A 14,529-nucleotide genomic window follows, 5' to 3' on the forward strand; every position below is an offset into this window, starting at 1 on the left:
AACCGTCCGTCCGTAAGCGGTTCATCGCGGTACGTGCCCGTAACTTGACACTGATGAATGTGACAATGACTGGCGGCTGCGTCAAGGGGTGTGCGGCCGACGAGGCCAACGCCACGGCACGACCCCGGCCCCTGTGCCGCTGAAGCAGGAGAACCCCTACGGGCATGTCGTACCCGAGGGGTACACGAAGACCACCGCTGGGGTTGACGACGGGTTCGGCGGGCGCCACTACCGTCGAACCCGTGACTGTGATCGTGACCGAAAGCCTTACCAAGCGGTACCCGAGGGTGACCGCGCTGGACCGGCTCTCCGTGGACATCGCCCCCGGCGTAACGGGCCTGGTGGGTGCCAACGGTGCCGGCAAGTCGACCCTGATCAAGATCCTGCTCGGGCTGGCTCCGGCCACCGAGGGGACCGCCCACGTCCTCGGACTGGACGTGACCAAGGACGGCGGCACCATCCGTGAGCGGGTCGGCTACATGCCCGAGCACGACTGCCTGCCGCCGGACGTCTCCGCCACCGAGTTCGTGGTGCACATGGCCCGGATGTCCGGCCTGCCGCCGACCGCGGCCCGGGAGCGCACCGCCGACACCCTGCGCCACGTCGGGCTCTACGAGGAGCGGTACCGCCCCATCGGCGGCTACTCCACGGGCATGAAGCAGCGCGTGAAGCTGGCCCAGGCGCTGGTGCACGACCCGCAGCTGGTGTTCCTGGACGAGCCCACCAACGGCCTCGACCCGGTCGGCCGGGACGAGATGCTCGGCCTGATCCGCCGCGTCCACACCGACTTCGGGATCTCGGTCCTGGTCACCTCCCACCTCCTGGGGGAGCTGGAGCGCACCTGCGACCACGTCGTCGTCATCGACGGCGGCAAACTGCTGCGCTCGTCCTCCACCACGGAGTTCACCAAGGTCACCACCTCGCTGGCGGTGGAGGTCACGGACACCGACGCCCATCCGGACGGCACCGGAGCGCTGCGCGCGGCCCTGGCCGCGGCCGGCGCCGCGGTGACCACCGGCGCACCCGGAGCCGAGGGGCTGGCCTCCCCCGGCCACGTCCTCCTCGTCGAGGCGTCCGGGGACGAGACGTACGACCTGGTGCGCGACACCGTCGCCGGGCTGGGGCTCGGCCTGGTGCGGATGGAGCAGCGACGGCACCAGATCGCCGAGGTGTTCCGCGACGCGGACGCACAGGCGGCGGCCGCCGCGCCGGCACCGGCCGGCGCCGCACCGACGGAGCGGAACGCGGCGGCGGGTCAGGGCACCGGACGGCCCACCATCGTGGGCGGAGGAGACGCAGGATGAGTACGGAAACCACGCCGGGCGGCGCTTACATCCACAACATCGGCTACCGGCACTACGACGGCCCCCGGTTGGGCCGTGCCTATGCTCGGCGGTCGCTGTTCTCGCAGAGCCTGCGCGGTGCGTACGGGCTCGGGCGGTCGGCGAAGAGCAAGGTGCTGCCGATGCTGCTCTTCGGAGTGATGTGCCTGCCCGCCGGGATCATGGTCGCGGTGACGATGTTCACCAAGGCCGCCAGCCTCCCGGTCGGCTACACCCGGTACGCCATCTTCCTCCAGGCCGTCATCGGCCTCTATCTGGCGGCCCAGGCCCCGCAGTCCGTCTCCCGCGACCTGCGGTTCAAGACCACCCCGCTGTACTTCTCCCGGCCCATCGAGCGGGCCGACTACGTCATGGCGAAGTTCGCGGCGATGGCGAGCGCGCTGTTCATCCTCACCGCCGCCCCCCTGGTGATCCTCTACGTCGGGGCGCTGCTGGGGAAGCTGGACTTCGTCGACCAGACCAAGGGGTTCGGGCAGGGGCTGCTCTGCGTCGCGCTGCTCTCGCTGCTGTTCGCCGGGATCGGGCTGGTCGTCTCGGCGCTCACCCCGCGCCGCGGCTTCGGGGTCGCCGCGGTGATCGCCGTGCTCACCATTCCGTACGGCGCGGTCAGCGCCGTCCAGGGCATCGCCTCCTTCCAGGGGAGCGAAGCCGCCGTCGGCTGGCTGGGGCTGTTCTCGCCGATCACGCTCATCGACGGGGTGCAGTCCACGTTCCTGGGTGGCACCAGTTCCTTCCCCAACGGGCTGAAGCCGTCCACCGGCGCCGGGGCCGTCTACCTCCTCGTCTCGCTGCTCCTCATAGCCGGCTGCTACGGCCTGCTGATGCGCCGCTACCGGAAGGCCGGACTGTGACCTCCCGGACCTCCCACCCGTCGCCCGACCGCCACCCCTCAAGGAATGGGCCGCGCCCATGAGCACTCTTCGTATCGACCACGTCTCGCGCTGGTTCGGGAACGTCGTCGCCGTCAACGACATCACCATGACCATCGCCCCGGGTGTCACCGGTCTGCTCGGTCCCAACGGCGCCGGGAAGTCCACCCTCATCAACATGATGGGCGGCTTCCTCGCCCCCTCCAACGGCACCGTCACCCTCGATGGGACGACGATCTGGCGGAACGCGGCAAGCTACCGCCACATCGGCCTCGTACCGGAGCGCGAGGCGATGTACGACTTCCTCACCGGCCGTGAATTCGTGCTCGCCAACGCCGAGTTGCACGGCCTCGGCCGGGCCGCGGCGGCCCGGGCGCTGGCCACGGTCGAGATGGAGTACGCCCAGGACCGCAAGATCTCGACGTACAGCAAGGGCATGCGGCAGCGGGTGAAGATGGCCTCCGCGCTGGTCCACGACCCGTCGGTGCTGCTGCTCGACGAGCCGTTCAACGGCATGGACCCGCGGCAGCGGATGCAGCTGATGGAGTTGCTGCGGCAGATGGGCGACGAGGGCCGTACGGTCCTGTTCTCCTCGCACATCCTCGAAGAGGTCGAGCAACTGGCCTCGCACATCGAGGTGGTGGTGGCCGGCCGGCATGCCGCCTCCGGCGACTTCCGCAAGATCCGCCGGCTGATGACCGACCGCCCGCACCGCTACCTCGTCCGGTCCGACGACGACCGGGCGCTGGCCGGGGCGCTGATCACCGACCCCTCGACGGCCGGTATCGAGGTGGACGTCGTCGAGGGCGCACTGCGCATCCAGGCCGTCGACTTCGGCCGGTTCACCGAACTCCTGCCACGGGTCGCCCGCGACCACGGCATCCGCCTGCTGACCGTCTCACCCTCCGACGAGTCGCTGGAATCCGTCTTCTCCTACCTCGTAGCGGCCTGAGGCCAGAAAGGAGCCCTGAGGCAGTTATGTCCACGACCTCTCCCGTGGCCCCGCCGGCGTCCGCCGCCGGGCCCAAGGCCGCGCTCTTCCACCCGACCGTCGCCCGGCTCACCTACCGGGCGCTGCTCGGCCGGCGCCGCGCGCTGATCCTCTTCGCACTGCCCGCCCTCCTGGTGGTGATCGCCGTGGCCGTCCGGGCGCTGACCGGCGCCGACGACGCCACGGCCGGCGGGATCCTGGGCGGTTTCGCGCTGGGCACGATGGTCCCGCTGATCGGCGTGATCGCCGGGACGGGCGCGATCGGGCCGGAGATCGACGACGGCTCGGTGGTCTACCTCCTGGCCAAGCCGGTCCGCCGTTCGACGATCATCATCACCAAACTGCTGGTCGCGATCGGTGTGACCGCCGTGTTCTCGGCGGTACCCGTCCTGGTGGCCGGATTCGTCCTCAACGGCAACAGCCAGCAGATAGCCGTGGCGTACGCGGTGGCGGCGGCCGTCGCCTCGGTCGCGTACAGCGCCCTGTTCCTGCTGTTCGGCACCATCACCCGGCACGCCGTGGTCTTCGGGCTGGTCTACGCCCTGGTCTGGGAGGCGTTCGTGGGGAACGTCGTCCCCGGGGCGCGGACCCTCAGCGTCCAGCAGTGGGCGCTCGCGGTCGGGCAGAAGGTCGCCGCCGAGGGGGCCCTCAGCTCCGCGGTCCAACTCCCGCTCGCGGTCTGCCTGCTGGTGGCCGTCACCGCCGCCTCGACCTGGTACGCGGCGCGCCGGCTGAAGGCGCTGACGCTGGCCGGGGAGGAGTGAGCGGCCCACCGGGCAGCATCCAGGGTTCGTCCGGAGTGGTGCTCACGTAGGAAAAAGGCTGGTCGGGATCGCGGTCGACGGTTAGTGTCCAGTCGACCGCGACACCGTCCGAGGAGGTGAGACCCCATGAACGCCGTATCCATGTGGGTGCTCCCCCTTTCGTCACGGTCGGGCGATTGACGTAGGTGTCGCCGGGAGCGCCTCGACAACAAGGCACTTCCGAAAGGCCACACCTGTGCACTCTCTCCACATCACCGCCGATTCGTCGTCGAACGGCATGCGCGAACGCGACTTCACCGTGGGCGATGTCCCCGGAGTCCTCTGGTCGCCAGCCTCCGGCGCCGATCGCGCGCCCCTGATCCTGATGGGCCACGGCGGGGGCAACCACAAGAAGCATCCGGCGATGGCGGGCCGGGCGCAGCGCCTCGTGTCCGGCTGCGGCTTCCACGTCGCCGTCATCGACGCGCCCGGCCACGGCGACCGGCCGCGCACCGCGCACGACGAGCGGGAGATCGCCGCGCTGTTCGCGGCCAGGGCGGCGGGCGAGCCGGAGGGCCCGATCGTCGTGCGCTACAACGCGCATCTGGCGGAGCTCGCCGTGCCCGAGTGGCGGGCGACCCTGGACGCCCTTCAGGAGCTTCCGGAGATCGGCGCCGATGGGCCGGTCGGCTACTTCGGCATCAACATGGGCACCGCGATCGGGGTGCCGTTCGTGGCGGACGAACCCAGGATCACGGCTGCGGTCTTCGGCCAGCACTGGCCCGAGGTGCTGGCCGAGCAGGCGAAGCGGATCACGATCCCGATCGAGTTCGCGATGCAGTGGGACGACGAGCACATTCCGCGCGAGGCCGGTCTCGCGCTGTTCGACGCCTTCGCCTCGCAGGAGAAGACGCTGCACGCCAACGCGGGCAAGCACAAGGAACTGCCCCGGTTCGAGGCCAACAGCGCGGTCCGGTTCTTCGCCCGGCACTTCGGCCGAGCGGGCACCTCACCGAGCTGAGGTGTGCGGTCGCGGCGCCCGGCCGACAAGCCGGGCGCCGCGACCGCAGGCCGGGGCGATGCGGCGGGCCGGGCAGGTGTTGTCCCGGTGCAGCCCGGTGCGGCCCGGTCGGCCGGGGAGGGCCGGTGGCGGAGGACTACCCGCCGGTGGCGTTGCCGGCGGCGGTGTCCTTCTGCGCGTCGTTGAACTCCCGCACGTTCCGCAGGTGTTCCTGGTAGCTGGCGGTGAAGCGGGTGTCGCCCGGTTTGACGGTGACGAAGTAGAGCCAGTCACCCGCGGGCGGCGCGGCCGCCGCCTTCAGCGCGTCGGCACCCGGATTGTCGATCGGGGTGGGCGGCAGGCCCGCGAACTTGTAGGTGTTGTACGGGCTGTTGGTGCGGGTGTCGGCGTGGCTGGTGCGGAGCGTGCTGCGGCCGAGTGCGTAGTTGATCGTCGAGTCCATCTGCAGCGGCATGTTCCTGGCGAGCCGGTTGTCGACGACCCGGGCGACCTTCCCCATGTCGGCCGGGCGGTCCGCCTCGGCCTGCACGATGCTGGCGATCACCACGGTCCGGTACGCGGTGATGCGGTCGGCGGCGAGCCGCTGATCGGCGGTTTTGACCATGTACGAGAGCAGCGACGCCGGGGTGGTGTCCTTGCGGAGCGGATAGGTCGCCGGGAAGAGGTAGCCCTCCGGGTTGCCCTTCGCTTCGGCGGGCAGGTCCAGGCGCGCCGTCTTGGCGGCCTGCGCGGTGGTGCCTTCGGGAACGTTCAGGGCGTGGTCGGCGGCCGCGTAGATCTGGGAGGCCCGCTGCCCCTCCGGAACCGTCAGCTGCCCGTACTGCCGCTCGCGCAGCAGCCGCGGCACGAGCAGCACGGCGAGGACGGCCACGAGACACAGAACCGCGACAAGGACGAGCCAGCCGGTGCGGGAGAGCCGCGGTCCGGGCCGATGGCCGGTGTGCTGCACATCGCTCATGGGGGCACGGTAGGGCAGCCGGCTGTGATGTGGCCCCGTCCCGTCACACCGGATTGCGGCTGATGACGGGACGGGGCCGGGCGTCGACCGTGCGCCGGCCGGGCACCGGCGCCCGCGCGGGGCTGCCCGGGGCCGCCGCCCGCCGCTGGACCGTTGGTGGGGGCGGAGAGGGGGCGGCGGCGCGGACGGCCCCGCCCCGGCCCTCGACCCTCACCCCCGCGACGTCCTCCCCGCCGCGGGCTCACCCCGCGGCGTTCTCCCCGATGCGGCGGTCGCGGCCCGCGCCCAGGCCCAGCAGGGCGAGGCCGGCGCAGACGGCGAGCAGCAGGACGAGCGGGACGGTCCAGCCGGCGGTGGCCTGGTGGACGGCGCCCAGCGCCAAGGGGCCGACGGCGGCGAGGAGGTAGCCGCCGGTCTGGGACATGCCGGAGAGCCGGGCGGCGGTGTGCGCGTCGCCGGACCGCAGCACCATCATCGTCAGGGCCAGGCCGAGGGCGCCGCCCTGGCCGACGCCGAGCACCGCCGCCCACAGCCACGCGCCGGCCACCGGCGCGATCAGCAGCCCCGTGACACCGCAGGCCATCAGGGCGGAGACCACCACACCCAGCAGCCGCTGGCGGCGCATCCGGCCGGCGAGCGTCGGGACCACGAACGAACCGGCCATCTGCAGCAGCGTGCTGAAGGCGAAGACCAGCCCCGCCTCGCTCTTGCCCATGCCGTGGTCGGTGAAGATCGTCGGCATCCAGGCGATGATCACGTACGCGATCAGCGACTGCGAACCCATGAAGAGCGTCACCTGCCACGCGAGCGGTGAGCGGGTCAGCTTCGGGCCCTGTCCGGTGGTGTGGGCGGGCCGTGCCGCGGCCTCGCCGTGGTGCGTGCCCCGGCGGGCGATCACGGCCTGCGGGAGCCAGACGAGGGCGGCGACGGCGGCGAGGAGCGCCCAGGAGACCAGGGAGCCCTGCCAGCTGCCGAGCGCGTTCTCCAAGGGGACGGCCGAGGCGGCCGAGACGGTCGCGCCGAGGATCATCGCGGTCGAGTAGAGCGCCGTCATGCCCGCCGCCCGCTCCGGGAAGTCCCGCTTGATCAGGCCCGGCATCAGCACGTTGAGCAGGGCTATGGACCCGCCCACCACCGCACAGCCGGCGAACAGCGCGGCGACCGGCGGCGCGATGCGCAGCACGATGCCGCCGCACAGCGCGACCAGCGCACCGCACAGTGCCGCCTCGGTGCCCCAACGGCGCGCCAGCCGCGGCGCGATGACCGATCCCAGGCCCATGAAGACCAGCGGGATGGTGGTCACCAGGCTGCTGGTGGTGGCGGCCAGGTGGAAGTGGTGCGCCATCTCGTTGAGCAGTGGCGAGACCCCGGCGAGCGCCGCGCGCATGTTCACCGCGGCGAGCACGATGCCGGTGAGGAGGAGGGCGGGGTGGGTCCGCAGCCGGCGTCGTGCGGTGGCCACCGGTGGGGCCGGGATCAGGTCTTCCTCGGCGTCGATGAGGTCGACCTGGGCAGTCGAGTCGGTCCCTGACATGCGTGCGTACCTGGCCAATCGTGCAACTCGTACTGGGGAGAGCAGGGGGAGAAGGGAGAGGTGGGAGAGACAAGGGGGATGTGGGAGGCGGGAGGCGGGAGGCGAAAGGAAGTCGCAAGCCGGGCGTCATTCGCCGGCGAGGAGGGCCTCCACGGCCCGTTTGGGCTTCTCCAGGAGTGCGCGGGTGGCGCGTTCGGCGGCGTCCGGGTCGCCGTGCGCGATGGCGTCCAGGACGGCGCGGTGATCGCCGTGCACGACCTTCGGCATCGCCTGGTCGTCGAGGGCGGTGACCAGCGCCTCCCGTACGGAGCTGCTGAACCAGCCGTAGGTCGCCGTCAGCGCGGTGTTGTGCGCGGCCTCCACGACGGCCTTGTGGAAGGCGATGTCGTGGTCGGCGTAGAGCTCCAGGCTGCCGGAGTGCGGTCGGCCCTCGGCGTCCTCCAGTTCGACCTGGGCATCCAGGGCCGCCCGCATCCGTTCCAGGTCGGCGGGTTCGTGGCGGAGCGCGGCCAGCCGTGCGGCCTCCGCCTCCAGGGCGATGCGCAGCTCCAGGACGTCCCGGATGCCGGCCCGCTGGATGCCGCGCATGATCTCGGCCGGGTCCGCGGTGGAGACGACGAAGGTGCCCTCGCCCTGGCGTGAGCGCAGCATCCCGGCGTGTACGAGGACGCGTACCGCCTCGCGGACGGTGTTGCGGCCGACCTGGAGCTGTTCGGCGAGGGCGTGCTCGGTGGGGATGCGGGTGCCGACCTGCCACTCACCGGCGGCCAGTTGGGAGCGGAGGGCCTCGACGACGGTGTCGACGAGGGATTGCCGTCCTGCTGCCTTGAGTGCCATCGCCCTGATCCCGTACCCGTCATCTCGCACGCTTGCCCGGTTGCCCAGTCATCCTACAACTGATTGTTGCATGATGCAGCTAGGTCCGGAAATGCAACCAGATGGAGCTAGCCGCAGCTAGATCCAGCCGCGGGGTGGTGCGGGGAAGCGATCCGCGCTGGACCCGGCACCCCCTCCCATGCTGGAGCCCCCGGTGGTGGAGTCGTGAGCGAGCACCACCACCGGGGGCGTTCCCGGGCCCGGTCGACCCCGAGCACGGGGGCGGCGCGGGGCGGATCCGGGCCCGGGGGCCTGCGGGGCCCACGGGGCTGCCTGCCCGGAGACCGACAGCCGGACCTGCCGGAGACCGGCAGTCGGCCCCGTCAGAGACCGATGTCGCGTTCCTGGATGTCCGCCAGGGACTCCCGGCGGACCAGGAGCCGGGCGTGGCCCGAGGTGACCGCGACGACCGGGGGACGGCCGACGAGGTTGTAGCCGGAGGCCATGGACAGGTGGTACGCGCCGGCCACGGGGACGGCGAGCAGGTCGCCGGGGCGGATGTCGCCGGGCAGGTGGACGTCGGAGGCGAGTATGTCGCCCGCCTCGCAGTGCCGGCCGACGACGGTCACCGGCTCGGTGGCGACCGCCGAGCGGCGCCCGACCAGCCGTGGCGCGTAGCGCACCCCGTACAGCGCGGGCCGCGGGTTGTCGCTCATCCCGCCGTCCACCGCGACGAAGGTGTGGGCGCCGGTGCGTTTGACGGAGAGCACCCGGTAGAGCACGACGCCCGACGGGCCGGCGATGGCGCGGCCCGGTTCGACGGCCAGCCGCGGCACCGGGAGGCCGGCCGCCGCGCAGCTGCCGGCCAGTTCCGCGCGGATCTTGGCGGCGAGTCCGGCGATGTCGAGCGCGGGCTCGCCGGGCCGGTACGCGACGCCGTGGCCGCCGCCCAGGTCCAGTTCGGGGAGGGTGACGCCGTGCTGCTCGTGGATCCGGGCCAGCAGGCCGACCAGGCGCCGCACGGCCGAGAGATACGGCTTGACGGTGGTGATCTGGGAGCCCAAGTGGCAGTGCAGGCCGACGAGTTCGAGGCGCGGTTGGCCCAGGACGCGGGTGATCGCGTGCTGCGCGGAACCGTCGGCGAGGGACAGTCCGAACTTCTGGTCGTCGGTGCCGGTGCGGATCTTGGCATGGCCGCCGGCGGCGATCCCCGGGACGACCCGGACCAGTACCTTCTGACGGCTGCCCGCCGGGACCGCGGCGGCCAGCCGGGCGATCTCGGAGGTGCTGTCGATGACGATCCGGCCGACGCCGAGCCGTAGCGCGGTCCGCAGGTCGGTCGGGCTCTTGGCGTTGCCGTGCAGCACGATCCGCTCCGGCGGGAAGCCGGTGGTGACGGCGAGTTCCAGTTCACCGGCGGAGCAGACGTCCAGCCCCAGGCCCTCCTCGGCGACCCAGTGCGCCATGGCGCGGCACAGGAACGCCTTGGCCGCGTAGTAGACGTCGGTGTCGGGGAAGGCGCGGAGGTAGGTGCGGCAGCGGCGGCGCACCTCGTCCTCGTCCAGGACGTAGGCGGGGGTGCCGAAGTGGTCGGCGACTTCGGTCAGCGGGACGCCGCCGATGGCGAGGTCGTCTTCGGGGAGCGGCACGGTGGACGCGGGCCAGATGGCGAGCCGCTCCGGGTCGTCGTGGTCCGCATCGTGGTCGCGGGCGGGCGGCGGGGCCGGGCGGGTGGCTGTCGGGTGCGGTGCGGGCGGCGTCGCGGGCTGCGGGGTCCGGGTGGTCCGGGGCAGGGTCGTGTGGCTCATGGTGGGGGTGCCCCTTCTCAAACGGCCCGTAGCCGGCTGCTCCGGGAAACCCGGGGGATTCCCGGGCCGAAGCGTGGTTCGCGCAGGACGTCGGGGGTGAAGCGCGGGTCCCGGGGAACGTCGCGGGCGAACCGCGGGTCACGGGCGGCGTCCGGGGTGAACCGGGGCGCACGGGCGGCGTCGGGGGTGAAGCGCGGATCGACGGTCACGGTGGTGGCGCCGATGGGTTCGGCCAGGGCGCGCAGCGCGGGCTCGGAGAGCCGCACCCAGGGCTGCCCGCCGCCGAGAACCTCGGCCAGCCGCTGCGGTGACGTGAAGCCGACGGCGGTGCGGCCGCCGAGCGGGGTGCGGAACAGGCGGGCGGTGAAGCCCGCGGGTCCCGGCCGGACGGGGACGAACAGAGGCCCGGCCGGGACACGATCAGCAGGCTCGGGGTCTTCCGCGTGGAGATGGTGGGACACGGCGTTGCTCCTCGACGGGACGGCTGCCCCGGACCGGTGGACTACGCGTGCGCCGGGGCTCGGCACAGACGCTATGCCCGGTGCAGGGGGCTCCTTGCCGCTCCATGACGCTTCGTTGACGGTTTGCGGACCGGACTTGACGCGATGCTGCCGCTGCTGGCCGAGGCTCGTCGCACAGTGGCGCGTTCCGATCGCGGAGCGGTTCCGGAGAGGCAACGGACCGTGACCCCGTCCCCTACGCCTCCCGTGGGGTTGCGGACGTCCTTGACCTTGACACTGTGGAAACCACTCCACTGGAAGGCGTCATGTTCAGCATCGGAGATTTCGCCAGGTACGGCCGGGTCTCGGCCCGGATGCTGCGTCACTACGACGCGATCGGGCTGCTGCGGCCGGCCCGTACCGACCCCGTCACCGGCTACCGCTTCTACGCGGCGGCCCAGCTCGCCCGGCTCAACCGCGTCATCGCGCTCAAGGACCTCGGATTCAGCCTCCAGCAGGTGGCGGCGATCCTGGACGAGCAGGTGGACGTGGCGGAGCTGCGCGGCATGCTGCGGCTGCGGCAGGCGGAGCTGGCGGCCGCGCGGGAAGCGGCCGAGGCGCGGCTGGGGCAGGTCGAGGCGCGACTCCGGACGATCGAGAGTGAGGGACACATGTCCGCCGACGACGTGGTGCTCAAGCGCACGGAACCGGTCCTGCTCGCGGAGCTCAGCGGTATCGCCGCCAGTTACGGCCCCGAGGACATCGGCCCGGTCATCACACCGCTCTACGAGGAGCTGTTCCGCCGGCTGGCCGCCGCGGGGGTGACCCCGACCGGGCCCGGACTGGCGTACTACGAGGCCGCGCCGGAGGACGCCGGCCCGGAGGACGGGGGCGCGGCGGACGCGGTCCTGGTGCACGCGGGGGTCGCGATCAGCCAGGAGGAGCTGGCGAAGGCCGTGCGCCGGAAGGGGGCGGGGGCTGGATCCGCCGCCTCCGCGTCCTTGGGCGCGCCGGCCGCCGGGCTCGGGTTCGACGCCGTCACGCTGCCGGGGCTCGACCTGGCCGCGACCGTCGTCCACCGCGGCCCGATGAGCCGGATCGTGCCGACCGCGCAGCACCTCGCGCACTGGATCGACGGCAACGGCTACCGCTCGGCCGGGTACGCCCGCGAGCTGTACCTGGAGTGCCCGGACGACAAGGAGGAGTGGGTCACCGAGATTCAGGAACCGGTCGTCCGGGCCTGAGGCCGGGGCGGGGCCCGGGGACGGCGCCGGCGGCCGTGGCGGTGGCGGCGGCCGTGGCGGCCGGAGACCGGTGCCCGGCGGACGAAGTCCCGTCCAACAGGCACCGGTTCACCGTCTCGGCGAACTCCACCGCCGCCGGGCTGAGCGCCGCCCACTGCCGTACCGCCCACCCGGTCGTCAGCGGCGGCAGCGCCGGGATCGGCACCAGCCGCAGGCCCGGATGGCCGGCGGTGGCCCGGTGGCCGGGGAGGCGGGGGACGACGGCGGGGCCGACACCGAGCTCGGCGAGCAGCAGTGCGGTGTCCCAGTCGGCGACGCTGGTGGTGCTGGGCCCGGGGACCGCGGGATGCGGTGCCGGGGCGCCGTCCTGGTGGCCGAGGTGTCCGTCGAGGCGCATCCGGGACGTGGAGTTCTCCGGGAGCCGGATGAGGCGGAGGCCGGCCAGCTCGTCGGGTGTGAGGTGGTCGCGGTCGGCGAGCGGGTCCCCGGCGCGGACCGCGAGCACCCACGGCAGGCCCGTCACCGGATGCTGCTCGATGCCCCGTACGGGCGGGCCGATGGTGATCCAGGCGAGTTCGGAGTCGCCGTCCGCGACCGCCTCGAAGCAGCGGCGGCTGGAACTCTCGGTGTGGAACTCCAGGTTGACGTGCGGGTGCCGCTCCCGGAAGGCGACCACCGCGTCGGACATGAAGTGCCGGACGGTGGTCGCGCCGGTGGTGACCCGGACCGTTCCGCCGTCGCCCCGCCGCATGTCGGCCAGCCGGCGCAGGGCCAGGTCCAGTCCGCCCAGGCCGTCGGTGGCGGCGCGGTGCAGGATGCGGCCCGCGGGGGTCGGTGCCACCCCGCGCGGCCGGCGCTCCAACAGGCCGATGCCGGCCTCCCGTTCGAGGCGTTTGACGCGCTGGCTGACGGCGGACTGGGTGCAGCCGAGGTCGCGGGCGACGGCGCTGAGGCTGCCCGCCTCGCAGACGGCCACGAAGGCGCGTAGATCGTCGAGGGTCACCCGGCCACGCTAGGGCCTGTCACCAACCCAAGCCAGAGCTAAGGAGTTTGAAAGGAAACCCGAGGATTGACTTGGATGTGCCGCCCCGGGACGATCGTCACAGGGCCCAGGGCGGCAACCCGGAACCGTGGACGGCCGTACGGTTCCGGGTGCCGACCCGCCCGTACGGCCGCGTCCGTACGGGCCGCCGGTGTCACGCCCCCGCCGGCGCCCCTGACCGCGGCCGGGTGTCGTCGTGCCCCGCGCCGGGCGCGGTCGCCGCCGCGCCCGCGGGCGGGCCGTCCGGCCGTCCGCCGTCCGTCCGCGGGCCGCGCCGGACCACCGCGAGGACCAGCAGACCGGTGGCGAGCGCCACCAGCCCGGAGAGCAGCGTGATGTCCCGCAGCCCGGAGAGGTAGCCCGCGGCGAGCGCGCCCCGGCCGCCGGCCGGGACCCCGGCGTCCCGCAGCGCGGTGCCGAACACCGTCCCCAGGACCGCGATCCCGAACGCGAACCCCAGCTGCCGGAAGGTGTTCACCGCCCCGCTCGCCATCCCGGCCCGCTGCGGCGGGGCCGCGCCGAGCGCCGCCGACACCAGCACCGGCATCGCCGCCCCGATACCGAGTCCGCTGACCGCCAGACCGGGCACCAGCGCCGGCCAGCCCGCCCCGGCGCCGAGCAGCGCGACGTGCAGCAGCCCGCCCGCGCCGATCAGCAACAGGCCGATGCCGAGCGGGAGCTGAGGTGCCAGCCGCTGGAGCGCCCGGCCGCCGAACACGCCCACCAGCAGGGACATCAGCGCCATCGGGGTCACCGCGAGGCCGGCCCGGATCGGGCTCAGCCCCAGGACGTTCTGCGTCCACAGCCCCACGAACGTCAGGTACGGGAAGGCCGCCGCCTGCATCAGCAGCGCCGCCGCCATCAGCACCGCGAACGACGGGCGGCGCAGCAGCCGGAGGTCCAGCAGCGGTCCGGCGGTCCGCCGCTCGGCGACCACGAACACCAGCAGGGCGAGGACGGCGACGCCCAGTGCGGCCAGCGTCCCGGTCTCCGTCCAGCCGTGCTCGCCGCCGCGCATCAGCCCGTAGGTCAGCGCGCCCGCGCACACCGTGAAGGACCCGGCCCCCGGCCAGTCGATGCGGGCACCGCGGTCGCCGTAGGACTCGCCCAGGTGCCGCAGGGTCAGCCAGATGGCGATCGCGGTCAGCGGCAGGTTGACCAGGAAGATCGCCCGCCAGTCGGTCCACTCGGTGAGCATCCCGCCCAGGACCGGGCCGACCGCGGCGGCCGCGCCGCTGGTGCCGCCCCAGACGCCGAACGCCACCCCGCGGTCCCGGCCCTGGTAGGCGGCCATCAGCAGCGGGGTGTTGGTGGCGAACATCGCCGCCGCGCCGATGCCCTGGACGACCCGGGCGGCGACCAGCAGCTCCGCGCCGGGGGCCAGTCCGCAGGCCAGCGAGGCGAGCGCGAAGAGCGCCAGCCCGCCTATGTAGAGGCGGCGCCGGCCGTAGAGGTCGGCGGCCGAGCCGGCCACCATCAGGAGCGCGGCCAGCGCCAGCGCGTAGCTGTCCATCACCCACTGCAGCGAGGCGAAGGAGGCGCCCAGGCCGTCGGCTATCCGGGGCAGCGCGGTGTTCACGATCGTCACGTCGACGAGCAGCATGAAATTGCCGAGGGTGATGGCGACCAGGGGCCACCACTTCCCGGTGCGGCCGGTGCCCGGCCCGCTCCGGCCGCCGCCGCCCCCGTCGGGAGCGCTCCCGGGTGCGTACCGCATGGT

Annotated in this window: 13 protein-coding genes; 6 read left to right on the forward strand and 7 right to left on the reverse strand. The window is 73.1% G+C overall.

Going from position 1 to position 14,529, the window contains the following annotated elements; all coding sequences use genetic code 11:
* Window positions 1–164: 164 nt before the first annotated feature.
* The 5 genes from CG747_RS07610 (at window position 165) to CG747_RS07630 (ending at window position 4,967) form a co-directional block, all read left to right on the forward strand.
* Window positions 165–1,304, forward strand: a complete 1,140-nt coding sequence (locus CG747_RS07610; protein WP_100600848.1) for an ABC transporter ATP-binding protein — start codon at window positions 165–167, stop codon at window positions 1,302–1,304.
* The gene (locus CG747_RS07615; RefSeq protein WP_100600849.1) at window positions 1,301–2,194 is read left to right on the forward strand and encodes an ABC transporter permease subunit; all 894 of its coding nucleotides are present in this window, start codon (window positions 1,301–1,303) and stop codon (window positions 2,192–2,194) included. Before CG747_RS07610 ends, CG747_RS07615 begins: the two co-directional genes overlap by 4 nt.
* 58 nt (window positions 2,195–2,252) lie before the next feature.
* Window positions 2,253–3,164, forward strand: coding sequence for an ABC transporter ATP-binding protein (locus CG747_RS07620; protein ID WP_100600850.1), 912 nt, complete (start codon window positions 2,253–2,255; stop codon window positions 3,162–3,164).
* A gap of 26 nt (window positions 3,165–3,190) precedes the next feature.
* Window positions 3,191–3,967, forward strand: a complete 777-nt coding sequence (locus CG747_RS07625) for an ABC transporter permease (protein WP_100600851.1) — start codon at window positions 3,191–3,193, stop codon at window positions 3,965–3,967.
* 235 nt (window positions 3,968–4,202) lie between these two features.
* Window positions 4,203–4,967: an alpha/beta hydrolase gene (locus tag CG747_RS07630; RefSeq protein WP_100600852.1), complete on the forward strand. Its 765-nt coding sequence runs from the start codon at window positions 4,203–4,205 to the stop codon at window positions 4,965–4,967.
* 136 nt (window positions 4,968–5,103) lie between these two features.
* On the opposite strand, the gene mltG is transcribed toward CG747_RS07630, so the two are convergent.
* The 5 genes from mltG to CG747_RS07655 all read right to left on the reverse strand — a co-directional run bounded on the left by mltG (window position 5,104) and on the right by CG747_RS07655 (window position 10,544).
* Entirely contained in the window at window positions 5,104–5,925 is an 822-nt protein-coding gene (mltG, locus tag CG747_RS07635) for an endolytic transglycosylase MltG (protein ID WP_100600853.1), read from the reverse strand.
* A 241-nt stretch (window positions 5,926–6,166) separates the two neighbouring features.
* Window positions 6,167–7,459, reverse strand: a complete 1,293-nt coding sequence (locus CG747_RS07640; RefSeq protein WP_100600854.1) for an MFS transporter — start codon at window positions 7,457–7,459, stop codon at window positions 6,167–6,169.
* A 126-nt stretch (window positions 7,460–7,585) separates the two neighbouring features.
* On the reverse strand, window positions 7,586–8,296 hold the full coding sequence (locus CG747_RS07645) for a FadR/GntR family transcriptional regulator (RefSeq protein WP_100600855.1): 711 nt from the start codon (window positions 8,294–8,296) through the stop codon (window positions 7,586–7,588).
* A gap of 362 nt (window positions 8,297–8,658) precedes the next feature.
* Entirely contained in the window at window positions 8,659–10,083 is a 1,425-nt protein-coding gene (gene lysA / locus CG747_RS07650; RefSeq protein WP_257980273.1) for a diaminopimelate decarboxylase, read from the reverse strand.
* 17 nt (window positions 10,084–10,100) lie between these two features.
* Window positions 10,101–10,544, reverse strand: coding sequence for an SAV_915 family protein (locus CG747_RS07655; RefSeq protein ID WP_100600856.1), 444 nt, complete (start codon window positions 10,542–10,544; stop codon window positions 10,101–10,103).
* 305 nt (window positions 10,545–10,849) lie between these two features.
* Between CG747_RS07655 and CG747_RS07660 the strand changes: the two genes are divergently transcribed.
* Window positions 10,850–11,767: a MerR family transcriptional regulator gene (locus CG747_RS07660; protein ID WP_100600857.1), complete on the forward strand. Its 918-nt coding sequence runs from the start codon at window positions 10,850–10,852 to the stop codon at window positions 11,765–11,767.
* Here CG747_RS07660 and CG747_RS07665 read toward each other — a convergent pair.
* Both CG747_RS07665 and CG747_RS07670 read right to left on the reverse strand, forming a co-directional pair.
* A complete protein-coding gene (locus CG747_RS07665; protein ID WP_257980274.1) occupies window positions 11,733–12,770 on the reverse strand; it encodes a LysR family transcriptional regulator in 1,038 nt (345 codons plus the stop codon). The two genes, CG747_RS07660 and CG747_RS07665, sit on opposite strands and share 35 nt — an antisense overlap.
* A gap of 193 nt (window positions 12,771–12,963) precedes the next feature.
* The gene (locus CG747_RS07670) at window positions 12,964–14,526 is read right to left on the reverse strand and encodes an MFS transporter (RefSeq protein WP_100600928.1); all 1,563 of its coding nucleotides are present in this window, start codon (window positions 14,524–14,526) and stop codon (window positions 12,964–12,966) included.
* Window positions 14,527–14,529: the final 3 nt, after the last annotated feature.

This window comes from Streptomyces sp. CB02959 (genome assembly GCF_002803155.1).
In the GTDB taxonomy this organism is placed as follows: Bacteria; Actinomycetota; Actinomycetes; order Streptomycetales; family Streptomycetaceae; genus Streptomyces.